General features: G+C 69.1%; 23 protein-coding genes. 12 read left to right on the forward strand and 11 right to left on the reverse strand.

The window, feature by feature from the left end:
• Position 1 precedes the first annotated feature (1 nt).
• The 5 genes from NA3_RS08345 to NA3_RS08365 all read right to left on the reverse strand — a co-directional run bounded on the left by NA3_RS08345 (position 2) and on the right by NA3_RS08365 (position 4,697).
• The gene (locus tag NA3_RS08345; protein WP_062963011.1) at positions 2-418 is read right to left on the reverse strand and encodes an alpha/beta-hydrolase N-terminal domain-containing protein; all 417 of its coding nucleotides are present in this window, start codon (positions 416-418) and stop codon (positions 2-4) included.
• A gap of 74 nt (positions 419-492) precedes the next feature.
• Positions 493-1,299 carry a hypothetical protein gene (locus NA3_RS08350; protein ID WP_062963012.1) on the reverse strand — a complete coding sequence of 269 codons (807 nt, stop codon included), beginning with the start codon at positions 1,297-1,299 and terminating at the stop codon, positions 493-495.
• A gap of 48 nt (positions 1,300-1,347) precedes the next feature.
• Positions 1,348-3,282 carry a UvrD-helicase domain-containing protein gene (locus tag NA3_RS08355; protein WP_063917377.1) on the reverse strand — a complete coding sequence of 645 codons (1,935 nt, stop codon included), beginning with the start codon at positions 3,280-3,282 and terminating at the stop codon, positions 1,348-1,350.
• Between the two features lie 144 nt (positions 3,283-3,426).
• The gene (locus NA3_RS08360; RefSeq protein ID WP_062963013.1) at positions 3,427-4,224 is read right to left on the reverse strand and encodes an SDR family NAD(P)-dependent oxidoreductase; all 798 of its coding nucleotides are present in this window, start codon (positions 4,222-4,224) and stop codon (positions 3,427-3,429) included.
• Complete coding sequence (locus tag NA3_RS08365) at positions 4,221-4,697, reverse strand: nuclear transport factor 2 family protein (protein ID WP_062963014.1); 477 nt, start codon at positions 4,695-4,697, stop codon at positions 4,221-4,223. Before NA3_RS08365 ends, NA3_RS08360 begins: the two co-directional genes overlap by 4 nt.
• A gap of 366 nt (positions 4,698-5,063) precedes the next feature.
• Here NA3_RS08365 and NA3_RS08370 point away from each other — a divergent pair, with 366 nt between their 5' ends.
• The gene (locus NA3_RS08370) at positions 5,064-5,891 is read left to right on the forward strand and encodes an SGNH/GDSL hydrolase family protein (RefSeq protein ID WP_062963015.1); all 828 of its coding nucleotides are present in this window, start codon (positions 5,064-5,066) and stop codon (positions 5,889-5,891) included.
• A 106-nt stretch (positions 5,892-5,997) separates the two neighbouring features.
• The gene (locus NA3_RS08375; RefSeq protein ID WP_062963016.1) at positions 5,998-7,128 is read left to right on the forward strand and encodes a helix-turn-helix domain-containing protein; all 1,131 of its coding nucleotides are present in this window, start codon (positions 5,998-6,000) and stop codon (positions 7,126-7,128) included.
• 4 nt (positions 7,129-7,132) lie between these two features.
• Here the strand turns inward: NA3_RS08375 and NA3_RS08380 are convergent, their stop codons facing one another.
• Both NA3_RS08380 and NA3_RS08385 read right to left on the reverse strand, forming a co-directional pair.
• Positions 7,133-7,987 (reverse strand): TIGR03621 family F420-dependent LLM class oxidoreductase, encoded by an 855-nt coding sequence (locus tag NA3_RS08380; RefSeq protein ID WP_062963017.1) that lies wholly within the window; start codon positions 7,985-7,987, stop codon positions 7,133-7,135.
• Between the two features lie 19 nt (positions 7,988-8,006).
• Positions 8,007-9,059, reverse strand: a complete 1,053-nt coding sequence (locus tag NA3_RS08385; RefSeq protein ID WP_062963018.1) for a mechanosensitive ion channel family protein — start codon at positions 9,057-9,059, stop codon at positions 8,007-8,009.
• A gap of 369 nt (positions 9,060-9,428) precedes the next feature.
• On the opposite strand from NA3_RS08385, the gene NA3_RS08390 reads away from it, so the two are divergent.
• From NA3_RS08390 to NA3_RS38135, 4 genes are all read left to right on the forward strand, one after another.
• Complete coding sequence (locus NA3_RS08390; RefSeq protein WP_062963019.1) at positions 9,429-9,854, forward strand: DUF1707 SHOCT-like domain-containing protein; 426 nt, start codon at positions 9,429-9,431, stop codon at positions 9,852-9,854.
• 85 nt (positions 9,855-9,939) lie between these two features.
• Positions 9,940-10,857, forward strand: coding sequence for a helix-turn-helix domain-containing protein (locus NA3_RS08395; protein ID WP_218021789.1), 918 nt, complete (start codon positions 9,940-9,942; stop codon positions 10,855-10,857).
• A gap of 2 nt (positions 10,858-10,859) precedes the next feature.
• Positions 10,860-11,393, forward strand: a complete 534-nt coding sequence (locus NA3_RS08400) for a dihydrofolate reductase family protein (protein WP_062963528.1) — start codon at positions 10,860-10,862, stop codon at positions 11,391-11,393.
• A 21-nt stretch (positions 11,394-11,414) separates the two neighbouring features.
• A complete protein-coding gene (locus NA3_RS38135; protein ID WP_062963021.1) occupies positions 11,415-11,795 on the forward strand; it encodes a TetR-like C-terminal domain-containing protein in 381 nt (126 codons plus the stop codon).
• Positions 11,796-11,984: 189 nt separating this feature from the next.
• On the opposite strand, the gene NA3_RS08410 is transcribed toward NA3_RS38135, so the two are convergent.
• Positions 11,985-12,797, reverse strand: coding sequence for a class I SAM-dependent methyltransferase (locus tag NA3_RS08410; RefSeq protein WP_062963022.1), 813 nt, complete (start codon positions 12,795-12,797; stop codon positions 11,985-11,987).
• 100 nt (positions 12,798-12,897) lie between these two features.
• Entirely contained in the window at positions 12,898-13,740 is an 843-nt protein-coding gene (locus tag NA3_RS08415) for a ParA family protein (RefSeq protein ID WP_062963529.1), read from the reverse strand.
• 375 nt (positions 13,741-14,115) lie between these two features.
• Here NA3_RS08415 and NA3_RS08420 point away from each other — a divergent pair, with 375 nt between their 5' ends.
• Positions 14,116-14,778 carry a phosphate signaling complex PhoU family protein gene (locus NA3_RS08420; RefSeq protein WP_062963023.1) on the forward strand — a complete coding sequence of 221 codons (663 nt, stop codon included), beginning with the start codon at positions 14,116-14,118 and terminating at the stop codon, positions 14,776-14,778.
• 51 nt (positions 14,779-14,829) lie between these two features.
• Here the strand turns inward: NA3_RS08420 and NA3_RS08425 are convergent, their stop codons facing one another.
• Positions 14,830-15,387, reverse strand: coding sequence for an RNA 2'-phosphotransferase (locus NA3_RS08425; RefSeq protein WP_062963024.1), 558 nt, complete (start codon positions 15,385-15,387; stop codon positions 14,830-14,832).
• A gap of 179 nt (positions 15,388-15,566) precedes the next feature.
• Between NA3_RS08425 and NA3_RS08430 the strand changes: the two genes are divergently transcribed.
• Positions 15,567-17,075, forward strand: coding sequence for a leucyl aminopeptidase (locus tag NA3_RS08430; RefSeq protein ID WP_062963025.1), 1,509 nt, complete (start codon positions 15,567-15,569; stop codon positions 17,073-17,075).
• A gap of 61 nt (positions 17,076-17,136) precedes the next feature.
• Here NA3_RS08430 and NA3_RS08435 read toward each other — a convergent pair whose 3' ends face one another.
• The gene (locus tag NA3_RS08435) at positions 17,137-17,487 is read right to left on the reverse strand and encodes a hypothetical protein (RefSeq protein ID WP_062963026.1); all 351 of its coding nucleotides are present in this window, start codon (positions 17,485-17,487) and stop codon (positions 17,137-17,139) included.
• A 411-nt stretch (positions 17,488-17,898) separates the two neighbouring features.
• Between NA3_RS08435 and sucB the strand changes: the two genes are divergently transcribed.
• From sucB to lipA, 4 genes are all read left to right on the forward strand, one after another.
• Positions 17,899-19,734 (forward strand): 2-oxoglutarate dehydrogenase, E2 component, dihydrolipoamide succinyltransferase, encoded by a 1,836-nt coding sequence (gene sucB / locus NA3_RS08440; RefSeq protein ID WP_062963027.1) that lies wholly within the window; start codon positions 17,899-17,901, stop codon positions 19,732-19,734.
• 32 nt (positions 19,735-19,766) lie between these two features.
• Positions 19,767-20,666, forward strand: coding sequence for a TIGR01777 family oxidoreductase (locus tag NA3_RS08445; RefSeq protein ID WP_062963028.1), 900 nt, complete (start codon positions 19,767-19,769; stop codon positions 20,664-20,666).
• Between the two features lie 102 nt (positions 20,667-20,768).
• A complete protein-coding gene (locus NA3_RS08450; protein WP_305781561.1) occupies positions 20,769-21,320 on the forward strand; it encodes a GNAT family N-acetyltransferase in 552 nt (183 codons plus the stop codon).
• 74 nt (positions 21,321-21,394) lie between these two features.
• Positions 21,395-22,405, forward strand: a complete 1,011-nt coding sequence (gene lipA, locus NA3_RS08455; RefSeq protein ID WP_062963530.1) for a lipoyl synthase — start codon at positions 21,395-21,397, stop codon at positions 22,403-22,405.
• The last annotated feature ends 77 nt before the right edge of the window (positions 22,406-22,482 follow it).

Below are 22,482 nucleotides of genomic sequence, written 5' to 3' on the forward strand. Positions count from 1 at the left end.
TTCAGACGCGCAGGAGTTTCCTTATCCCCCACCGCATTCCACGCCCCGACACCACCAGGACCACCACGACCACCGCCGCACCCAGCGCGCAGCGCAGCCAGTACGCCGCGCCGACCGGGGCCTCCCCCATGGCCGCGTGCAGGCCGTTCTGCCACGCGGCGGCGCGCACGACGACCGCTGTCACCACGAAGCCGCAGATCAGCAGGATCGGGACGCGATGGCGGCCGAAGCGTTCGTCGAGATCGATACGCCAGCGTCGCAGCGTGATGCGCAGCAGACCGGACACTCCGATGGCTAGTGCCACCGGCACACCGGTCAGGATGGCCTGGGAGACGGAGGTGCGCGGCAGCACGGCCGGAAGCAGCGAGATCACGACGGCGATGGTGACGGCGACGACCGTATCGATGCGCGGACGCACGTGGAGAGGCCGGTGCCGACGAGGCTTCGTCGTCGAATTCGCCCGCGGGGTTGTGCTCGGCATTGTCACGGTGGTCACCCGGCGGCCCCGGCTTCCGCGATGGCATCGGTGGCCGCGAGCCGAGCCGGCCGCAGACGCCGCCATGCCACGATGCCGACGATCGCCGCCGAGACCGCTCCGACCGCGGCGGGACCACCGAAGTGCAGTATCTGGTCGCTGAGCCGTTCGCCCGACAGTCGCGTGCCGAACAGGAACTCCGGATCCGGCGTGGCGTAGTTCTGCCGCCGGGAGTTCAGGTCGACGCCCGTGGTGGCGACCGTAGCCAGGACGTCACATCGGGCACGTGCGGCAGTATCGGGGCGCGTATCGCAGGCGGCGTGCATGCGGCGCTGCAGGGTGGCGTCGATGGCCTGGCGCGCCCACGGCTGCAGCGGCTGCTGCCGCTGTTCGGCATAGCGCAGCATGTCGTAGCCCAGGTCGTGTGCCTTGCACGCCTCGGTGAACTCGGCCGGGAGCTGAATCGGCGACGAGCAGTCACCGTCGGGATCGACCAGTATCCCGTCCTCGACCACCGGACGGTAGCCCGCCTCGGCCGCGAAATCGGCCGGCACGGCCACCGACCAGGGATGATCGCCGACCAGATCGGTGACCGCAGCGCGGGCCTGCGCATTCTCCACGCCCGGCTTCGCCACCGCCGCCGAGGCGGGCATGGCGGGCGCGAAGGCCAGCGGCACCATGGCGGTCATCGCCGCCAGCATCACCGAGACGACCACCTGGCGAACCGTGCCCAGGCGTCGTGGCCGGCGATCTCGGGCGGGTGCGGTCGGCGTCGATTCCGGCAGGGCGCGCGGCCCGGCCGGACCCGGTGATGCGTCGGTCATGGATGCCGAAGGTAACCGATTCAGCTGAGAAAGACCGACTCGCGCGCCTCAATCCCTCATCAACCCGATCCAGATGTGGTCCCGTGCGCGGGTCAGCGCCACCATGGTCTGTCGTGCCGCCAGCTCCGCCCGGTCGCGCTCACTGCCGCGCAATCGGTCGACGGGTGCCGTCGGCGCGTCGGTGAGGTGGAACACCGCGGCGAAGTCCATACCCTTAGCGCGATGGACGGTCCCCACCTTCACCGCATCGTGCTGGGTGCCGTCGTAGTGTTCGAGGGAGACGGACGCAATCCTCTTGCGGTGCAATGCTGTTCGGATTCTCTCGGCCTGACGGTTGGTGTCGGTGATCACGGCGACGTCGGAGTTCGGATATCCGGAGTCGATCAGGGCCGCGATCACCTTCTCCTCGGCTCGGGACCGCGAGAAGGTCTCCGAGCGCGCCGTGCCGCCCGGCAGCACGACCTCGCTGTCGCGCAGCACGAATCCGGGGGCGCCGTCCAGGTCGTCGACCGTATTCGTGGCGTCGACCCGCTTGGCGTAGTCGTGCACGGCGGCGCGGTTGCGGTAGTTGGTGCGCAGCACGGCGCCGCGGCCGACGATCGGGATACCGGCATCGGACAGGCGCCAGCCGCCGGGATAGACCTGCTGCTGGCCGTCGCCGACCAGCAGCAGCGGTGAGGTCGAGGTGCCACCGGCGATCTGGTGGACGAGTTTGAGTTCCATCAGGGTGAAGTCTTGGACTTCGTCGACCACCACCAGGTCGTAGGGTGCGTCCAGCGGCGCCGCGCGCAGTTCGTCGATCGCCAGATCGATCACGTCGTTGAAATCCACCGTCGCGAGGTCCCGCAGCGCCGCTTGATACGGCACATACAAATTGTTCCAGACGAGTTCGCGTTGCGTTTTGTCCAGTCGCAGGCGGTTTCGGCCCACCCGGTCGATTTTCAGATACATGTCCCGGTCGATGCCTTGCCCCTTGATGACCCGATGCAGTTCGTCCTTCCAATAGCTCGGATTCGGTTCGATGGGTTCGAGGTGACGGCGGGCATCGCGCCAGGCGTGATAGAAGGCGTTGTCACCGCTGCTCGGGCGGCAACCGATATCGCGACTGCGGAGAAAATGAGTGGTCCAGGAGTGGAGTCCGGTGAATTCCACCCGCTCACCCGCATGGGGGGCGAGGCGCCGGAATCCCGATTCGTGATAGGTCGGCAGCGTCCGCACGAAACTGGTGAAGAGCTGCCGCCCGGCACCTTCCTTGGACAGCCGTGCCATGCGATGCAGGGCGACGACGGTCTTTCCGGTTCCCGCCGGACCGCTGAATCTCGCCGGGCCGTTGTAGTTTCGGTAGACGAGGTCGAGTTGGGCCGGGTCGAGGAATGTCATCCATTCGCTGAACGGTCGCTTCAGCGCCCGCTCTCGTTCTTCCTCGCGCAGCGTCGTCGTCTCGAAAAGTCCTTCGGCGGGCGGGATTTCGGGCGCCGGGCCGCTCTCGGCGGACAGCAGCGCGAACCAGGTGTTGCGTTCGGCCACAGTCAGAGCGATCTGGCGGGCGCTGCGGCTGGACAGGCTCGCTTCGGCGAACAGCCGCGCGGCGATGGTCGTCAGGTCGACCACGACATACCGGGCCTCGGCCGGCGTGTCGGGCGCCTCGTCCATCAGCAGCAAGACCTCGATCATATGCGGCACGTACCGGGTGCGGCCCGCGGTGACATTCGCGAACGTCTCCTCCGCACGCCAGCGGATCCGGCGTAGTTCCGCGGCGGGCGGTACCACCTCGGTGAGGACCAGAGCGAAGACACCGCCCGGGCCGACGGCATAGGCGTCGAAGCGATCGGAACGGCTGTTCTCGCGTTCCACGAGCACATGCCAGCCGTTGCGCATCAGCGGCACCGACAGGAATCGCCGCCAGGCCGGCGTGAGCACGGTCAGTTCGCCGAGCTGTTGCGCCACACGCTGACGCCGCCGCTCGAAGTGAATATCGGGCATCTCGGACCCCCTTGCCGGCGTAGCCGGGCGGGTCCTTCGGTGGAGCCGCCACACCCCTGGCTACCAAAACCTCTGTCTATCAAGGTATTACATCGAACAAGGAAGCGCAGAGGATATGAGACGGCGAATCGCTGCGGGAGCGGTCTAGACCGGCCGGTCCCGTTCGGCGGCATCGAGATCCGGCGCCCACGCCACGCCGTTGATGTGGCTCCCGCCGTCGACGAACAAGGTGTTTCCGGTCAGATACCGCGAGCCGTCGGAGGCGAGGAAGACGACCACCGGAGCGATGTCGTCGTACGGATCTCCGATGCGCCCCATCGGATTCGCCGCGTCCGCCATCGCTTCCATCTCGGGATGATCACCCAGTACGCGCAGGAAGCTGCGGCTCTTGGCGGCCGGGCAGACCGCGTTCACCGTGACGCCGGTGGGCGCCCATTCGCGGGCGGCGGTGCGGGTCAGGGCGCGCAATGCCTCTTTCGCGGCGTTGTATTCGAGCGACCCCACGTGCGCGTTGACGCCGTTGAGGCTGCACATGTTCACCACTCGCCCCCACCCACGACTGCGCATATGCGGGAACGCGGCGCGCATCGCCCAGAAGGGCCCGTAGTAGCCGAGGGCTATGCCGTGGGCGAGTTGTTCGTCGGACTTGTTCTCGACGCGGCCGATCGTTCCGCCGCCCCAGGCGTTGTTGACCAGGACGTCGATGGATCCGTAGTCGGAAACCGCTGCCCTCACCGCGTTTTCGACATCGGCGCGGTCGCGGATGTCGGCGGCGACGAACCGGCCGCCGATCTCGTCGGCGATCATGCGGCCCGATGCTTCGTCGAGGTCCGTGAGCACCACGTGCGCGCCCTCGTCGGCGAAGCGGCGGGCGATGCCGGCTCCGATGCCGGCGGCGGCACCTGTCACCAGGGCGACCTTGCCGGCGAGCTGGCCGCTCATCGCGCCACGCCTTCGATGCCGGCGGTCAGCAGTTCACGGGCCGCCGGATCGCCGTCGACCGTGCGGGTGGTGCGGGCGGTGATCTGCCAGCGGCCGTCGATGCGGCGCAGGGTGAAGTGGTTGGCGCCGGTGCGGGCCACCACATTGCGGCCGTTGTGCTGGACCACGAGGATCGATTCGCACACCGCGACCGCCTCGTCACCGTCGACCGTGGCCACGGCCGGACCGTGGAAATGCAGGCAGCCGCGCCCGATCAGACCCTGATGGGCCTCGGAGCCGACCATGGCGGCCACGTCGGCGCGACCGCGCATCTGCCAGTCCTCGACGTCGTAGGTGCCGTCCACGGACCACAGCTCGGCGGCGGCGACGTTGCCGGCGTCGACCAGCGGGCCGTACGAGGCGATCAACCGCTCGATCGCGCGTTCGTCCTCGATGCGCGCCAGACGTCGGTGCAGTTCGGCCAGTTCGCTCACGGCGACATCCTTCCGATGGGCAGGCGGCCGGACGGCTCCGGCGAAGGCGGCGGTCCGGCCCTTTCGGTCGAGTAATAGCGCATGTCCAGGCATGGCAGGGCCGCCGTTCCGGACATCGGGACGGGGCGAGCGCCGTGTTCGTGCCCGAGCGACCATCGCCGGAACGCGAAATCGGGTCGCAGGACTTGTCGGGTGGCGGGCGCGCGGATTGCCACCCGGTGCGGCAGCGGTTCCGGTGGCGCGGATCACCGTGGCCCGGAGGCTCCGATTCCGCCGAACGGTCCCGATGTACCCTGGTCGGCCGGTGGCGATGGCGGGCCCGTCACGCCGCTCCCGCATCCCCTCTTCACGTGTCGGAGGTCTGCCATGACGACGGTGTCCTCGCCGCGTTCGGACGGTCCGCCAGCAGCGCCGAACCGCTACGAACGTTTCGTCGCGATGGGCGACAGCCAGACCGAAGGTTTGTGGGACGGTGACGACGGCAGCGGTCTGCGCGGATGGGCCGATCGGCTGGCCGAGCGCCTGGTTCAGGACAATCCGGAGATCCGGTACGCCAATCTGGCGGTGCGTGGACGCCGCCTCGCGCAGGTCCGCGACGAACAGCTCGACGCCGCGTTGGCGATGGACCCGGATCTGGTCGGCATCTGCGCGGGCATGAACGACGTCACGGCGCCCGGCACCGATTTCGCGGCGGCACTGGACCTGATGGAGGAGCTGTACGCGAAGCTGACCGCCTGCGGCGCAACGGTTGTGACGACGACCTTCCCGGACGTGCGCCGCATCGTGCCCCTGGCCGCCCGCTACATCGGGCCACGCGTCGACCTGATCAACGAGCGAATTCGCCTGTGTGCGAGCCGGTACGGACTGCGCCTGGTCGACCTGCACGGCGCCGCATCGATGGCCGATCTGCGCATGTGGAGCGCGGACCGGCTGCACGGTTCCGAACTGGGGCACGAGCGGTTCGCACTGGCCGCCGCGGAGGCACTCGGCCTCGACGGCGCCGACCACAGTTGGGCCCACCCACCGGAGGGCTCCGAGGGGTTCCGAGCGGCCGGCGCGGCCAGCGAACTCGCCTGGGTGGCAGCCACATTGCGCCCGTGGGTATGGCGGCGGCTGCGCGGCGTGTCGACCGGTGACGGCCGACCGGCGAAACGCCCGGAACTGCGGCCGGTCGCGCCCGGTGGAATGCCCTGAGAAGCGGGAGAATTCGCCGCGGCCGAGTTTGTCCGCTTCGTCGGAAACCGAATTTTTCCTCGGGTCGGATCCCCCGCAGCCATCATCGATGCGGTAAACAATTCGGGTGGACAGTGACGGTCGGCAGGACCGACGCGGGCTGAAACTCCTCACCGACCGCAGCGGCGAGCCGGGCGAATTCGTAGCGTCGGCATTCGAGCCGATGCGGCTGACGCAGGCGCGGCGCTGGGCCGAGCTGTCCGTCGCCGAACTCGCGGACGCGGCAGGTCTGTCCGCCGCGGTCGTGGAACAGTACGAGATCGGCGCCGTGCAGCCCGATCCGGACGTTCCGGCCGACCTGGCCCGGGTCTTGAAGGTCCCCGTCGACTACTTCGCCACCGGGCGCCCGATGTGCCGGATCGACGCCGCCGACGTGCATTTCGACGATCCCGGTGCGGCCTCCGCATCGGATCGGGCGAAGGCGGTGGTGTTCGCGGAGTACATCTGGGAGCTGGCGTACACGCTGGCCTCCCGGATGCGGTTCCCGGCGCTCGACCTGCCCGCTCTCGAGGAGGGAATATCGCCCGCCGACGCCGCGCGCCTGCTGCGCGACCACTGGGGAATCGCACCGGGTGCGCTGGCGCATCTCGGCGCGACCCTCGAGTCGCGCGGCATCGTGGTGGCGCTGGCCCCGGCGACGAGCGCTGCCATGGCCCGGGTCGGCACCTATGCCACGCACACCTGGGGCCGCTCGCTGATCGTCGTGGCCGCACGGCATGCGCAATGTGTCTACGGCTACCGGTTCGCCTGTGCGCGCGCCCTCGGCCATCTGCTGCTGCACCCCTGCCCGCTGCCGGGCGACCGAACGCAGGCCCAGGAGGCCGATCGGTTCGCCGCCGAACTGCTCGTTCCCGCCGAGGAGATGGACCGGCTGTGCCCGTCGCCGATCCACTTCCCCAGTCCGGCGGCGCTGGCACGCCAGTGGGGTGTGCCGACCGAGGTAGTCAGGCGGATCGTGCGGGACCGAGCGCCTCGGATGCGCAGCATCGAAGCGACCCGGACCCTGTACCGGGACCGCGAGCCGGTCGCGGAATATCCGGGCGAGGGTCCCGGATTGCTCGCCGAGGCCGTGGTGCGGGCGCGCGACGCGGGATTCGGGCGCGCCGAACTCACCGACGAATTGCGCTGGACCTCATGGCATCTCGCGGAAGTCCTCGGCGAGGCGCAGGTCGGCCCCCACCTGTCGGTCGTGCACTAGCCGCTCAGCCTCGCACTTCCGCCAGCACCTTCGCGAACCCCTCCATCGCGGGCTCCAGCACGGTGACATAGGAAAACCCGTACCGTTCCCGGCGTTCGCGCACCTGATCGGCCATCTCGGCGGGCGTGCCGATCAGCAGGGTCGGCGCCTCCAGTACCTCGTCGACGCTCAAATGATCCATCTGCGCGGCGATCTCGCCGGCGGCGGCCTTGCGGTCGGTGGTCTCGACGACCTGCTGGATCAGGATGTTGAATTCCGGATCGCGGGCGTATTCGGCGACGAAACGCCGTGCCGCGGCGACGCGTTCGTCGACGGTCTCGGCACTGGACAGGCGCATCGAGCCGTCGGTGGCGCCGGGGACGGGTTCGCCACCGGTGAAGGCGATGATGTCGGCGTGGCGGGCGGCCAGCCGCAACATGCGGTTTCCGCTGCCGCCCAGCAGGATGGTGGGACGCGGTTCGGGCAGCAGTCGCCGGAGCTCGGTCAGGGTTTTCTCGAGGTGGTCGACCCGGGTGCGGGGAGTGCCGAATTCGATGCCGGCCTCCTCGAATTCGTCTCGCACGTAACCGGTTCCGAGGCCGAGCTCGAGCCGGCCGCCGGTGAGCTGAGCGGTGCTCACCACATCGCGAGCCAGCAGGACCGGATTCCAGAACGCGGCATTCAGGACGAAGGTGCCCACCCGCGGGCGTTCGGCGGCCTGCGCGGCGGCGAGCACCGACGGGAAGGGCGCCGGGAGTTCCAGGTGGTCGGGGACCAGCAGCACGTCGTAGCCGAGGGATTCGGCCCGCCGGCATTTCGCGGCCCACTCGTCGGCGGACCCGGGGCTGAGGAAATTGACTCCGAAGCGGAATTCGCGCACCCCACGACTCTATAGGCGGCTACTCGGCCATCGCATGCTCGCGGTCGACCACACTGGTGGGAACCTTCGGCAGCGCGTTCGGATGCTCGGTGCGCAGCCAGGCCAGCAGTTCCTCGCGCACCGCGCAGCGCAGCGTCCACACGTCGTCGGCATTGCGGGCCGACATCGAGGCGCGGACCTGGATGCCGAAGGGGGTGCTGTCGGTGACCAGCAGATTCCAGTTGCGGCCGTCCCAATCGTCACGGGTGCGCAGGTAGTCGCGCAGATGTTCGCGCAGTTCGGCGACCGGCGTGCTGGTGTCCAGGTAGAGGAAGACCGTGCCGGTGATCTGCGGGCCACCCTTGGACCAGTTCTCGTACGGTTTGGAATTGAAGTACGAGACCGGCATGGTGAGGCGGCGGTCGTCCCAGATGCGGACCGTGAGGAACGACAGCGTGATCTCCTCGACCGTGCCCCACTCCCCCTCGACCACGACGGTGTCGCCGATCTTCACCGAATCGCCGAACGCGATCTGCAGCCCGGCCACGAGATTGCCCAGCGTCGACTGCGCGGCGACACCGGCGATCACGCCGATGATGCCTGCCGAGGCCAGCAGCGAGGTTCCGAGGGTGCGCAGGTCCGGGAACAACAGCAGGATCGCGACCGCCGCGGTGGTGATCGCCAGCACCGTGGTGATGATGCGCCGGACCAACGTCAGCTGCGTATGCAGCCGCCGCACCTTGGCGATGTCGCTGGTGCGATGCGCGTACTTGTCCAGCGTGTTCTCGGCGACCGCGTCGACGGCGCGCATCACCACCCAGGCGGCGGACAGGATCGCCACCGCGGCGAGGATGTTCAGCACGACCGCGTCGTGGCGCAGGTGGAGCTCTGCCAGCGGATAGGTGAAATGCAGGGCGATCGTCGCCAGGAACACCTGCAACGGCAGGTGGACGCGACGCAGCAGACCGGGCAGTCGGTTACCGGGATGCTGCTGCGCGGCGTGATTCAACAGGCGGTCGACCACCGCGCCGATTGCGATGGTCACCGCGAGCGTCGCGGCGAAGACCACCAGCGGTCGAAGTACCTCCTCCAAGGCTTCCCACTCCTCGCGATGGCTGTATCTCGGGCTTACTGTCTCTCGGGTATCCAGCCACGCTACCGAGCGGAACCGGAGGTCGCCGCCGCCCGCGGCTGTGCGAAATCCGACACTTTCGCGACCTGCGCCGACGCGGTGAATAGTGTTTCAGCCCAAGGCTTCCGGGTATTTTCAGCGCTCATCCCGGGTTCACGCGGAGCTCGTCCGGGGCTCATCGAGAGCTTATCCACACCGTCCGCGCGGCCGGCACGCGCCGGGTCCGTCGCGGGGCGTAGCCGCGGATACGCCCGCGGGCGCAGGCACGATTCGCCGAAGCGTCCTACGCTGGGTGCATCGTGATTTCGTCTTTCCGGTGAGGCGGTTGCCATGACCGATTTCGACCCCGCGGTATTCGGGTCGCCGAGCGTCCGCGTCGGCACGGCCGAACGGGAACAGGCCGCGGCCGCGCTCGGCGAGCATTTCGCGGCCGGGCGCCTCGAGCTCGACGAATACGACGAGCGCGTGAGCCGCGCCTATGCCGCGAAAACGGCCGCCGACCTGGTCGTCCTGTTCACCGACCTGCCGCGTCCGCAACCGGCCCCACCGGCCCGCCCGCAGCGGGAACAGCGGCGCCCGCGACCGGTGTTCCCGGCCCTGCTGCTGGCCGCCGTGGTGGTCGCGGTCGTGATCGTCGCCACCACCCACATGATTCCGTTCTTCGTCTTCCCGGCGCTGTTCTTCCTGTTCATCCACCACCGCCGCGGCGGATACGGCCCACCCGGATACGGCCCCCGGCGGCACTACCGGGTGTGAGGTCACGGCACGGAGCGCCGGTTCGCGCGGACATGCGCAAGATCGGTCAAGCGCGACATGACCCGCGGCGACCACACTGAACGGTGTGACGACCGGACGTGACCGATTACGGGAACTGCTCGATTCCGTTCTCGACGAGAACAACACCACGCTCAGCGCGATGGCGCAGGGGGCCTTCGTCTCGCCGTATCACTTCTCCCGGCAATTCTCGCGCGGCACCGGCGAGTCGCCGGTGGCGATGCGGCGGCGGGTGCTGCTGGAACGCGCCGCCTGGCAGTTGAGCGGCGGCGCGGCGGTCACGGACGTGGCCTTCGCCGCCGGATACGACTCGGTCGAGGGTTTCAGCCGGGCCTACAGCCGCGCCTACGGACATCCGCCCAGCGCGACGCCGGCCGCATCCCGCACCCGCTGGCTGCCCGCGGTGAACGGGATCCATTTCCACCCGCCGATGTCGCTGTGGGTCGAGGGCGAACCGAAAGGCAGACACGATATGGATCCGACGTCGCTGCTGCTGCACCACGACGTGGAGGACACGCGCGAACTCCTCGACATGGCGAAAGGTCTGGACGAGGAGCAGTACCGGCGGCAGCGTTCGACCGCCGCGGTGCTGTCGTGGGACGGACCGGACGCGTCGATCGCGACCGTCCTCGCGACGCTGGTGTGGACCAAACAGGTGTGGCTGGCCTCGATCGAGGGCACCGATCAACCCGACCGCGGATCCGACGACCTGCCCGAGGTGACGCGGCGATTCGAGGAGGTGGTGCCGCGGTGGCTGGATACCGTCCGCGACATCGACCGCCGCGGCGGCTGGGACGACACCCTGATCGACGCCCTGTGCGAACCGCCCGAGAGTTTCGTCCTCGGCTCCGTGATCGCCCACGTCCTGACCTATTCGGCCTATCGGCGCCTGCTGGTTCGCCGATGGATCGACAGCGAATTTCCCGATCAGACAACCGAACACGACAACGGCGACCCGATCATGTGGTTGCGCAGGAGAGGATGACCATGCCCCGCACCGTGTACTACACCGCCACCACGCTGGACGGATTCATCGCCACACCGGACCATCAGCTGGACTGGCTGCTGACCCGGCAGGTCGACAACGACGGACCGATGGGCTACAACGCGTTCATCGCCGATATCGGCGCCATCGCCATGGGCGCCAACACCTATCGATGGATCCTCGACAACCATCCCGAGATCGACTGGCCGTATTCGATGCCCGCGTGGGTCCTCACCCACCGCGACTTCGAGCCGCGCACCGACGGGGCCGACGTGCGATACACGCAGCAGCCGATCTCCGTGGTGCACAAGGAGATGACCGAGGCCGCGGCGGGCAAGAGCATCTGGATCGTCGGTGGCGGCGAACTCGCGGGACAGTTCGCCGACCACGGTTTGCTGGACGAAGTGTGTGTCTCGATCGCGCCGATCACCCTCGGGGCCGGACAGCCGCTGCTGCCCCGCCGGGTCGAGATGAAGCTGACCGAACTTGCGCAGAACGGTGAATTCGCCTGCGCCCGTTACGACATCGTCCGCTAGCAGCCGCAAGCTTTCCGGCGCATGTCGCGCCTCCAAGCGTTGCGGCAGATCATCGATCGCGCGATCGCGCGGAGCGAGGTTGCCGACGATATGGATCCGGATCTGATGATCGACGTGGTGTACGGCGTGCTCTGGTATCGCCTGCTGCTCGATCACGCGCGCACGGCACCACCGGCCGTGATGGTCGTGCGCGCGGGACCGATACCGCGTCAGGCGCCGGGCGGCGGGGGCAAGGGACGGCCGTCCGGACCGGTCGGCGGCGGGCACGGCTTACCGTCGGCACCGGTGGGCGGGGGCAGTGGCTTGCCGTCCACGCCCCGCGGCGGCGGCAGCGGGCGACCGTCCGGGCCGATCGGCGGCGGTGGGCAGCCGTTCTGCGCGGCCGACGGTTCGACGGCCTGATGCTGTGCCGGTGCGAGCGGAGCCGCCGCCTGCGCGGCCGTCGGGCCGAGGCCCGCGATCGCGGCGGAGGCGAGAAGTGCGGCAGTAGTGCGGATCATGCCGGTTCCTTGTCTCGAAAGATGTTGTCCGTCATGGGTTTGGACGCTTTCGAGGCGCGGCGGTTCCACCGGACCGGGGATGTGAGCCAGCTCACAGCCGGGCGGCGGTGAGCACCATGGTGGCGTACCCCATCGTGAAGCTGCCGCCCAGCGCGTCGATGGCCTCGCCGACGCCCGCGAGCACCTGCTCCACCACCTCGGCCGGAGCTTGCGTCAGTGTGCCCTGGGTGGGCATCTGGTCCAGCCACTCGTCGCGCGTGTAGCGACGCTCCCAGTCGAAGCGCCACCGCCGCACGTCACCGAATCCACCGGCATCGCGGATCCCGTCGGCGGAGTCGACGAGTATCGACTCGTAGGGATCCACCGCCCGGTCGGGGCGAGTCGGCGGGCGGAAGGGCGAATCCGGGAGCAACCGGCGGTAGACCTCGGCGAAGGCCTCGGCCACGGCGGGCGGCAGGTCGAAGACGTGCCAGAACAAGGCCAACCGGCCGGCGGGACGCAGCGCCTGCGCGGCCTTGCGCGCACCCTCGACCGGATCGATCCAATGCCACGCGGTACCGGACACCACGGCATCGAAGACGCGTCCGGCCGGATCCCACTCCTCGAGCCGGGCCACCTCCACATCCAGGCCGTCACGGCGCGCGAACGCGGCCATCCGGGCGTCGGGTTCGACACCCAGCACGGTGCAGCCCGCGGCGCGGAACTGCCGCGCTTCGATACCGGTTCCGCAGCCGGCGTTCAGGTACCTGGGGCCGGGGCTCGCCGCGACGATGCGGTCGATCATGGCCTGCGGATAGGGCGGGCGAGTGCGGTCGTAGCGAGCCGGATCGATGCCGAAGGACTCGCCGGTCGCGCGGCGCTGGTCGGGTGTGATCGCCGGCGCCGGCGGTTCGGTGGAGGACATGCGCCCACGCTATGGCGGGCACTTACTTTCGTCAACCATCAGTTGACGATTTCGAATTCGTCAATGCGCGATTGACGAGTCATCGATTCTGTTCCGGTCCTCACCGCCCCCACGCGAGAGTTATCCGCGTCGTCGCGAGGAAGTCCGCGGTCAGTTCGCGCAGTGCCAGGAACTGCCCGCCCGTCCCGTATTTCCTTCGCAGACTTCCGAAGTCGGTGAACGCGGCCGCGGCGGCGATCTGGTTGGAGTCGGGGATGCGGGTCGGAAACAGCCGCGGCAGGGTGCGATTGGCCTGCAGGATCTCCAGGGTGGTTCGGTGCACCGCGGAGGAACGACGGTACTTGGTGACCACGACGCCGAGCTCCTCCAGGGGGTCGCCCCAGCGCGCGGCGAGATGACGCAGATGTGCCTGCACCGGCGGAATTCCGTAGGTGGACATGATGTCCGGGATGGTGGGGATCACGTACCCGTCGGACAACCGCAGGCCGTTCTGGGTGATCGGGCCGAGGTTCGGCGGACAGTCGACGAGGACGTAGTCGTAGTCCTCGAGCACCCCCGACAGCGCCCGGGCCAGCACCTCGGTGGGCTCGCCGTGGCGCAGTGTGGGCATCTCGTCCTGCAGCGCAATCAGTTTCGGCGAAGCGGGCAGCAGATCGACGGTGGTGACGGCGTGCATGGGCGACACCTCGCGCTGGATCAGCGCACGCACATCGGGCGCCGGGCGCCCGGCCAGAGCGGCGGCGAAGATCGCGGCCAGGGTGTGGCCGGCGGAATCCAGTTCCACCGAGCGGTTTTCGCCGACCATCATCGCGGTGAGATTGGCCTGCGGATCCAGATCGATCAGCAGGACCCGCTTGTCGAATTCGGCGGACAGGATTTCGGCCAGCGCGGCCGTGGTGGTGGTCTTGCCCACCCCACCCTTCAGGTTGAAGGTCGCCACCACGTACGGGCGCGAGCGCCCCGGTGTGCGCTCGGCCTCCCAGATCCGTTGCGGCCGTTCCAGCCGCAGCACCCGGCCGGCCCGGGTCCGGCCCAGCCAATCGAAACCGTCCTCGTCGCCCCCCGTCGTGTTCGCCGGCTGCCCCGCATCGAGCTGACCCACGACCTCCACCGATTCCATGCGCTGTCCGGATAATGTCTCGTTTCGTAACTCCACCAGCCCGAGACCCTCCATTCGCACAACCGTCGGCACGGTGCGCTACACCTTAATGATCGACACCCGCTGCGGCACTGCGCGACACCGGCCCGCGAGGCGGATATTCGATGACTTTTCCTGCGATATTGCACGTTCGGCGCGGCGGGCGGCGAAGATACCAGAGTGCGAACGAAATTCTCCTCCGAACTCGCGGCGCTCACCGAAGAGCTCGCCCATATGGCTCGGTTGGCACACGAGGCGGCCGAACGCGCCGCGGTGGCGATCGAGAACGCCGATCTGACCGCTGCCTACGAGGTGTTCGCGCTCGAGGAGAGAATCCAGGCCGAGCACGCCAAATGCGAGGACCGGTCGGTGATCCTGCTCGCCCTGGAGGCGCCGGTCGCGCGGGATCTGCGCAATGTGGTGACCGCCATCCAGATCGCGGAGGATCTGTCCGGCATCGCGGGCGGGCTCAGCCGGGTGGCCGACGGTGTGGTGCGGAAATTCCCGGAACCCGTGGCGCCCGAGGACATCACGCGCCAGCTCTCGGCGATGGCCGCGGCGCTGGTCGAGCTGACGGCCGCGGCCATCGCGGTGATCTCGGCTCAGCAGGTGGAACCGGACACCACGCTGATTCCGCCGGATCCGGCGATCGAACAGCTCCAGCAGCAACTGCTGCGCGCGGTCGCCGACGACGGCTGGCAGCACGGCACTACGATGGCGGTCGAAACAGCCCTGCTGGCACACCATTTCGAGCGCTGCGCCGCACACTGCGTGCGGATCGGGCGGCTGATCCGGTTCTTCCACACCGGCGTGCCGCTGTCGGCGCAGACCGACGAGGAGTGAGCCGCCCCCGCACGCGGGCAGCCGCGCACCGGACTCGAAGCAGTCTCCAGCTCAGCCCGCGGAATCGCTGATCGCGAGATATACCGGCAGGACCGCATCGACCAACCAGACGCCGTTGCCGGTGCGGTAGAACGAGTGTCCGTCGCGATACATCCGCTCGGCCGCGACGTCGACGATCACCGGGCGACCGTGCCGAGCGCCCACCGCGCGTGCGGTGTCCACATCCGCCGACAGATGGACCGCATGCCGGCGCATCGGACGCAGCCCCTCGGCCATGATCGCCTCGACGAGGTGCTCGGCCGTGCCATGGAACAGGATCGACGGCGGTTCCGTCGCGGTGTAGCCGAGCTCGACGGGAATGGAATGCCCCTGCCGGGCGCGGATCGAGGTCCCGGTCTCGTCGAATTCGTAGCGCTGCTTGTTGTTCCGCGCGACGACCGCGTCCAGGGCGTCGCGGGTGAGCGTCGTTCCGGCCGCATTCGCCTGCCGCAACAGTACGTCCACCGGCACCCAGCCGGCAGGGTCCGGTTCCAGGCCGATCCCCCGCGGGTCGTGGCGCAACCACTTCGACAGGCGCTTCGACAAGCGCACAAGTTCTCGATCGTTCATAGTCGTTCATCCCCACGATGGCATGCCACGAGGGGAAGGCACCAGCGAATTCGCGCCGCAGAACTCACAGCTGTATCCCGTGACGGTGTACGCGGCGGCCTCCGTGGTCACGCAGGCTGCCACCTCCGGCCGCGTCGCTCCCACCGCTGACCCCGGAACCCACCCAGTAACCTGGGCGCATGACAGCTGTTGCAGATCGTTCACTCGGCCCGGAACTGGCACGTACCGAGAGCATCGGCCCCGACACCGATGTCCTCGTGGTGGGACTTCTGTCCACCGACGACGGGCCCGTGATCGCCGCGGCCGACGTTTTCGACGCGGTGCTCGATGCCGGCACCCGGGAGCAGTTGCTGGTCTCGCTGCTGGCCGTCGGGGCGAAGGGTAAGGCCGAGGAACTGACCCGGATCCCGGCACCGGACGGGCTCGGCGTGACCAGCGTGCTCGCGGTCGGACTCGGCGGACAGGACGCGCTGGACGCCGAGCAGATCCGCAAATCCGCCGGTGTGGCCGCCCGCTCGCTCGCCGGCACCGCCACGGCCGTCACCACGCTGTCCGGCTTGGATCTGGGCGCCGCCGCCGAGGGCTTCTACCTCGGCGCCTACACGTTCACCGCGTTCAAGTCCGACAAGTCCGCGCCCAAGCCGGCCGAGCGGCCGCTGCAGCGCGTCGAATTCCTGGTTCCCACAGCCGATTCCGGCGAGGAGGAACTGTTCCGCGCCCAGGCCGTCGCCGAGGCGGTCGCGACCGCGCGCGATTTCGTCAACACGCCCCCGAACGCCCTCTTCCCGGCCGAATTCGCCGAGCGCGCAGCCGAATTGGCGCGAGCGGCCGGCCTCGAGGTGGAAATCCTCGACGAGAAGCAGTTGGAGGCCGCCGGTTACGGCGGCATCGTCGGCGTCGGCAAGGGCTCCTCGCGGCCGCCGCGGCTGATCCGCATCACCTACTCCGGCGGCGACACGAAGGTCGCCCTCATCGGTAAGGGCATCACCTTCGACACCGGCGGTATCTCGATCAAGCCGGCCGCCAACATGGAGAACATGACCTCCGATATGGGTGGCGCCGCGGCGGTCATCGCGACCACCCTGGTGGCGGCGCGGCTCGGGCTCCCGATCACGGTCGTCGCGACGGTGCCGATGGCCGAGAACATGCCCTCGGCAACCGCGCAGCGTCCCGGTGATGTGCTCACCCAGTACGGCGGCACCACCATCGAGGTCATCAACACCGACGCCGAGGGCCGGCTGATCCTGGCCGACGCGATCGTGCGCGCGGGCGAGGACAACCCGGACTACCTGATCGACGTCGCGACGCTGACCGGCGCGCAGATGGTCGCCCTCGGCACCCGCACCCCCGGCGTGATGGGCACCGAGGAGTTCCGCGACCGGGTCGCGCGACTGTCGCAGGAGGTCGGCGAGAACGGCTGGCCGATGCCGCTGCCCAGCGAATTGCGCGCCGACCTGAATTCGAAGGTCGCCGATATGGCCAACGTGTCCCCCCACCGCTGGGGCGGCATGCTGGTCGCCGGAACCTATCTCAAGGAATTCGTCCCCGAGGGTGTGCAGTGGGCGCATCTGGATGTGGCGGGCCCGGCCTACAACACCGGCGGGCCGTTCGGCTACATCGGCAAGGGCGGCACCGGCGTTCCCGTGCGCACACTGGTCGCCGTGCTGACCGATATCGCGGGCGAATAAGCGACTCGAGCGCTTCGAGCCGACCGGCCGATCGCGGCATCACCCGCGGTCGGCCGGCCCGCTATTCCGCGGACAGATCCCGGAGATCGGCCTCCAGCGCGCGCTTGCGCTCGATGCGTTTGCGGGCGTCGTAGTCGCGCATGCGTTGCGGGTAACCGGTGCGGCCCACGTCGTAGACGGGAATTCCCAGGCGGCCCGACAATTGGCGGGCGCCGCGCTCGCCCACGACCCGGCGCGTCCATTCCCCATCGGCGGCTATAAGGATCGCTGTGACATCGGTCACTGTCGTCTTGGGCTCGATATAAGCCTCGACACCCAGGTGGGTGCGCACCCAGTCGGCGAGATAACGAATATCGGAGGCGTCGGCGCCCCTGCCCGCGCGGCCGCCGCGGAAACGATCGAGCAACCCCACGGCCGCCTACCTCCTGGTCGAATGTCGGGTGCGTGCACTCCCGATCCATCGATAGTGCCAGCTGTCGGGCATTTCGGGCGGATGCCCAGGTCCGCCGCGGACACCGTGTCCGAACCCGGCGGTTTCGCGCGGGGTGTCGAACCAGACACGCCGAGCCGGCCGATCGGTATCGGGGCAGCTCTCCGCGGCGGCACGGATGCTGTGATGTCGCCACGTGCCCGCCGACCGCCCGCCCTGTGGTACGTATCGCAACGGCGAGTGCAAGGATGGAGAACCGGAACAAGAACCGCACGGATCTCCGGTGCCACAGGAATGTTCGGTGGCAGTCGGGTGCTCGCCGCGACCGCGGCGCGCCCCCGCCGAGAGACGAACTGTTGTGAACCCGTCGAGCAGTTAGAGGAGTCAACGGACATGGCCTTCTCCGTCCAGATGCCAGCTCTTGGTGAGAGCGTCACCGAGGGCACTGTGACCAGGTGGCTGAAGCAGGAAGGAGACACGGTCGAGGTCGACGAGCCCCTGCTCGAAGTGTCCACCGACAAGGTCGACACCGAAATCCCGTCCCCCGCAGCGGGTGTGCTCACCAAGATCGTGGCCCAGGAAGACGACGTCGTCGAGGTCGGCGGCGAACTGGGCGTGATCGGCGACGCCGACGAGGCGTCCGCTCCCGCACCCGCCCCGGCACAGGAAGCACCCGCCCAGCAGGCACCGGCCGAATCCGCGCCCGCGCAGGAGGCGCCCGCCCAGCAGGCCCCCGCGCAGGAAGCTCCCGCGCAGCAGCCCGCCCCCGCCGCACAGTCCGGCGGCGCCGCGGACGGCACCCCGGTGAAGATGCCGGAACTCGGCGAATCCGTCACCGAGGGCACCGTCACCCGTTGGCTCAAGCAGGTCGGCGACCAGGTCGAGGTCGACGAGCCGCTGCTCGAGGTCTCCACCGACAAGGTCGACACCGAAATCCCGTCGCCGGTGGCCGGCACGCTGCTCGAGATCAGCGCGAACGAGGACGACGTGGTGTCGGTCGGTGGTCAGCTCGGCGTGATCGGCAGCGGCTCGCCCGCCGCCGCGCAGTCCGCGCCCGCCCCGGCTCCGGCGCCCGCACAGCAGCAGGCACCCGCCCAGGAAGCGCCCGCCCAGCAGGCTCCCGCGCAGCAGGCCCCGGCCCAGCAGGCACCTCAGCAGCAGGCCCCGGCCCAGCAGGCACCTCAGCAGGCTCCGGCCAAGCAGGAAGCGCCCGCGCAGCAGGCTCCGGCCCAGCCGGCTCCTGCCCAGGCCGCGCCCTCGGCCCCGTCCGGCAACGGCGAGTCCCCCTACGTCACCCCGCTGGTCCGCAAGCTGGCCCAGGAGAACAACGTCGACCTGTCGACGCTGAAGGGTTCCGGCGTCGGCGGTCGCATCCGCAAGCAGGACGTGCTCGCGGCGGCGGAGGCCAACAAGGCCCCGGCCGCTCCGCAGCCCGCCGCCGCTCCGGCCACCGCTGCCGCCCCGGCCGCGCCGTCGGCTCCGGCCGGCGCCCGTCCGCAGCTGCAGGCGCTGCGCGGCACGGTCCAGAAGGCCAACCGCATCCGGCAGATCACCGCCACCAAGACCCGCGAATCGCTGCAGACCACCGCGCAGCTGACCCAGACCCACGAGGTCGACGTCACCAAGATCGCGGCGCTGCGAGCCAAGGCCAAGAGCGCGTTCGCCGACCGCGAGGGCGTCAACCTGACCTTCCTGCCGTTCTTCGCGAAGGCCGCCGTGGAGGCGCTGGGCGTGCACCCCAACGTCAACGCCTCCTACAACGAGGAGACCAAGGAGATCACCTACCACTCCTCGGTGCACCTGGGCATCGCGGTCGACACCGAGCAGGGTCTGCTGTCGCCGGTGATCCACAACGCCAGTGACCTGTCGCTGGCCGGACTGGCCCGTGCCATCGCCGATATCGCCAACCGCGCCCGCACCGGCGGCCTCAAGCCCGACGAGCTGGCCGGCGGCACGTTCACCATCACCAACATCGGCAGCCAGGGCGCCCTGTTCGACACCCCGATCCTGGTTCCGCCGCAGGCGGCGATGCTGGGCACGGGTGCGATCGTCAAGCGCCCGATGGTGATCTCCGACAACGGCAGCGAGTTCATCGGCATCCGCTCGATGTGCTACCTGCCGCTGACCTACGATCACCGCCTCATCGACGGCGCCGACGCCGGCCGCTTCCTGACCACCATCAGGCACCGGCTGGAGGAGGCTGCGTTCGAGGCCGATCTCGGCCTGTAAATCGCTGCGCGACATGACGATTCGGTGACGACATGAAGGTTGTGATCGCCGGTTCGTCCGGACTCGTCGGGACGGCGCTGGTCGCCGCGCTGCGCCGAGACGGGCACGAGGTGGCTCGCCTGGTGCGCCGTCCCGCCGCGGCCGAGGACGAGTTCAGCTGGGATCCGGTGCGGGCACAGGTGCCGGCACCGGCCCTGCGAGCGGCGGATGCCGTGGTCAACCTCTGCGGCGCCGGACTCGGCGCGCGGCGCTGGAACGGCAGTTACAAACAGCAGTTGCGCGACAGCCGCATCGGCCCGACCGATGTGCTGGCCACCGCGGTCGCCGCCGCCGGAGTGCCGACGCTGGTGAACGCCAGCGGCGTGCATTTCTACGGCGGCGACACCGGCGACCGGGTGATCACCGAATCCGATTCCGCCGGAACGGGTTTCCTGGCGACGCTGTGCCGGGACTGGGAGGCCGCCACCCAGCCCGCGGTCGACGCCGGGGTGCGGGTGGTCCAGGTACGCAGTGCGGTGGTGCTGTCGCGCCACGGCGGCATGCTCGCCCTGTTGCGGCCGCTGTATTCGATCGGGCTGGGCGGACGCCTGGGCAGTGGGCGTCAGTATCAGCCATGGATCTCCCTCGACGACGAGGTCGCCGGCATCTCGTTCGTGCTGACGAATCCGTCGGTGCGCGGACCGGTCAATCTGGTCGGCCCGGCGCCGGTGACCAATGCCGAATTCAATCGCGCGCTGGCGCGGGCGCTGCGTCGTCCGGCGCCGTTCATCGTGCCCGCCGTCGCCCTGCACGCCGCGGTCGGCGAACTGGCCCAGGAGGCGATCCTGCGTGGCCCGCGGGCGATTCCCACTGTGCTCGAGGACGCGGGCTTCACCTTCCGCCACGAAACCATCGGGCAGGCGCTGGCCTCGGTGATCGGCGGCGACCGCTGATCGGCCGAGTGGTCGGTGACACCGCTCACACCTGCGTCGACACCGCCCGCTCCGAGCCCGATCGGCTCGCCGCCGCCGCTGGTTTACCGATAGTTTGAGGCGGTGACCGATATCCAGTCGGGTGGACCGCGCATTCGCGATGCCGAGGAACGCGACATCCCCACGATCCTCGCCATCCACAACGACGCCGTGGCCGAGACGACCGCCATCTGGGACACCCAGCCGGTCGACCTCGACGACCGCCTGCGCTGGTGGCGCGACCGGGTGGCCGCCGGATATCCGGTACTGGTCGCCATCATCGACGGTCAGGTGGCCGGATATGCCAGCTACGCGCAGTGGCGGCCGAAATCCGGTTACCGCTACTGCGTGGAGAATTCGGTCTACGTCTCGGAGCGGTTCCAGCGCCGCGGCGCGGCGACCGCGCTGCTGACGGCACTGCTGGGGCGGGCCGAGGAGTCGGGCCGGGTGCACACCGTGATCGCGGCGATCGAAACCTCGAACAAGACCTCGATTCTGCTGCACGAGAAGTTCGGCTTCCGGATCGTCGGCCAGCTGCCCGAGGTGGGTCACAAGTTCGGCGGCTGGATGGATCTGACCTTGATGCAGCGCACGCTGCCGGGCCCGATTTCGGCGGGCGTAGAGTCGTTCGAGTGACCTCCGTCGACACCCCGACATCGAACAGCGGCACGGCACACACCGCCGCGCCGGCCACTTCGTCCTCCGATTCCCTGGTACGGGAATCAGGCGGTCGCAAATTGCTTCGCATCGAGGCCCGCAACGCGCAGACCCCGATCGAACGCAAGCCGAAGTGGATCCGCACCCGCGCCACCATGGGCCCCGAGTACACCGAGCTCAAGGGCCTGGTCAAACGCGAAGGGCTGCACACGGTCTGCGAGGAAGCGGGCTGTCCCAACATCTTCGAATGCTGGGAGGATCGCGAGGCCACCTTCCTCATCGGCGGCGAACAGTGCACTCGCCGCTGCGATTTCTGCCAGATCGACACCGGTAAGCCCGCCGCGCTCGATCGCGACGAACCGCGCCGGGTGGCCGAGAGCGTGCAGGCGATGGGCCTGCGGTATTCGACGATCACCGGCGTCGCGCGCGACGACCTCGACGACGGCGGCGCCTGGCTGTACGCCGAAACCGTGCGCGCCATCAAGCGACTCAACCCGCACACCGGCGTGGAGTTGCTGATCCCCGACTTCAACGCCGACCCCGATCAGCTGGCCGAGGTGTTCTCCTCCCGGCCGGAGGTGCTGGCGCACAATGTCGAGACCGTGCCGCGCATCTTCAAGCGGATCCGCCCGGCGTTCCGCTACGAGCGGTCGCTCGCGGTGTTGACCGCGGCCCGCGAGGCCGGTCTGGTCACCAAGTCGAATCTGATCCTCGGCATGGGCGAGACCCCCGAAGAGGTCACCCAGGCGATGCGTGATCTGCACGAGGCCGGCTGTGACATCCTCACCATCACCCAGTACCTGCGGCCCTCGCCGCGCCACCATCCGGTGGACCGCTGGGTGAAGCCGGAGGAATTCGTCGAACATTCCCGCGTCGCAACCGAACTCGGCTTCGCCGGCGTGATGGCCGGGCCGCTGGTGCGCTCCTCCTACCGCGCCGGCCGGTTGTACGCGCAGGCGATGGCGCATCACGGGCGGGAGATCGCACCGGAGATGGCGCATCTGGCCGAAGAGGGTTCGGCGAGCCAGGAGGCGAGCTCGGTCCTCGCCCGATTCGGCAGCTGAACCGACTCCCAGCCACCCCGCAGCGACCGGCCGAATTCCCGTTCGGCCGGTCGTTCGTTGCATACGGGGTGCGGATT

The sequence above is a fragment of the Nocardia africana NBRC 100379 genome (assembly GCF_001612635.1).
GTDB lineage: Bacteria > Actinomycetota > Actinomycetes > Mycobacteriales > Mycobacteriaceae > Nocardia > Nocardia africana.

Excerpts from the sequence above, each read along its gene's own strand:
- NA3_RS08390 (WP_062963019.1), top strand. The coding sequence starts at position 9,429 with ATGACCGATTTCGACCCCGCGGTATTCGGGTCGCCGAGCGTCCGCGTC.
- NA3_RS08400 (WP_062963528.1), top strand. The coding sequence starts at position 10,860 with ATGCCCCGCACCGTGTACTACACCGCCACCACGCTGGACGGATTCATC.
- sucB (WP_062963027.1), top strand. The coding sequence starts at position 17,899 with ATGGCCTTCTCCGTCCAGATGCCAGCTCTTGGTGAGAGCGTCACCGAG.
- NA3_RS08425 (WP_062963024.1), bottom strand. The coding sequence starts at position 15,387 with ATGAACGATCGAGAACTTGTGCGCTTGTCGAAGCGCCTGTCGAAGTGG.
- NA3_RS08430 (WP_062963025.1), top strand. The coding sequence starts at position 15,567 with ATGACAGCTGTTGCAGATCGTTCACTCGGCCCGGAACTGGCACGTACC.
- NA3_RS08360 (WP_062963013.1), bottom strand. The coding sequence starts at position 4,224 with ATGAGCGGCCAGCTCGCCGGCAAGGTCGCCCTGGTGACAGGTGCCGCC.
- NA3_RS38135 (WP_062963021.1), top strand. The coding sequence starts at position 11,415 with ATGTCGCGCCTCCAAGCGTTGCGGCAGATCATCGATCGCGCGATCGCG.
- NA3_RS08355 (WP_063917377.1), bottom strand. The coding sequence starts at position 3,282 with ATGCCCGATATTCACTTCGAGCGGCGGCGTCAGCGTGTGGCGCAACAG.
- NA3_RS08445 (WP_062963028.1), top strand. The coding sequence starts at position 19,767 with ATGAAGGTTGTGATCGCCGGTTCGTCCGGACTCGTCGGGACGGCGCTG.
- NA3_RS08350 (WP_062963012.1), bottom strand. The coding sequence starts at position 1,299 with ATGACCGACGCATCACCGGGTCCGGCCGGGCCGCGCGCCCTGCCGGAA.
- NA3_RS08410 (WP_062963022.1), bottom strand. The coding sequence starts at position 12,797 with ATGTCCTCCACCGAACCGCCGGCGCCGGCGATCACACCCGACCAGCGC.
- NA3_RS08370 (WP_062963015.1), top strand. The coding sequence starts at position 5,064 with ATGACGACGGTGTCCTCGCCGCGTTCGGACGGTCCGCCAGCAGCGCCG.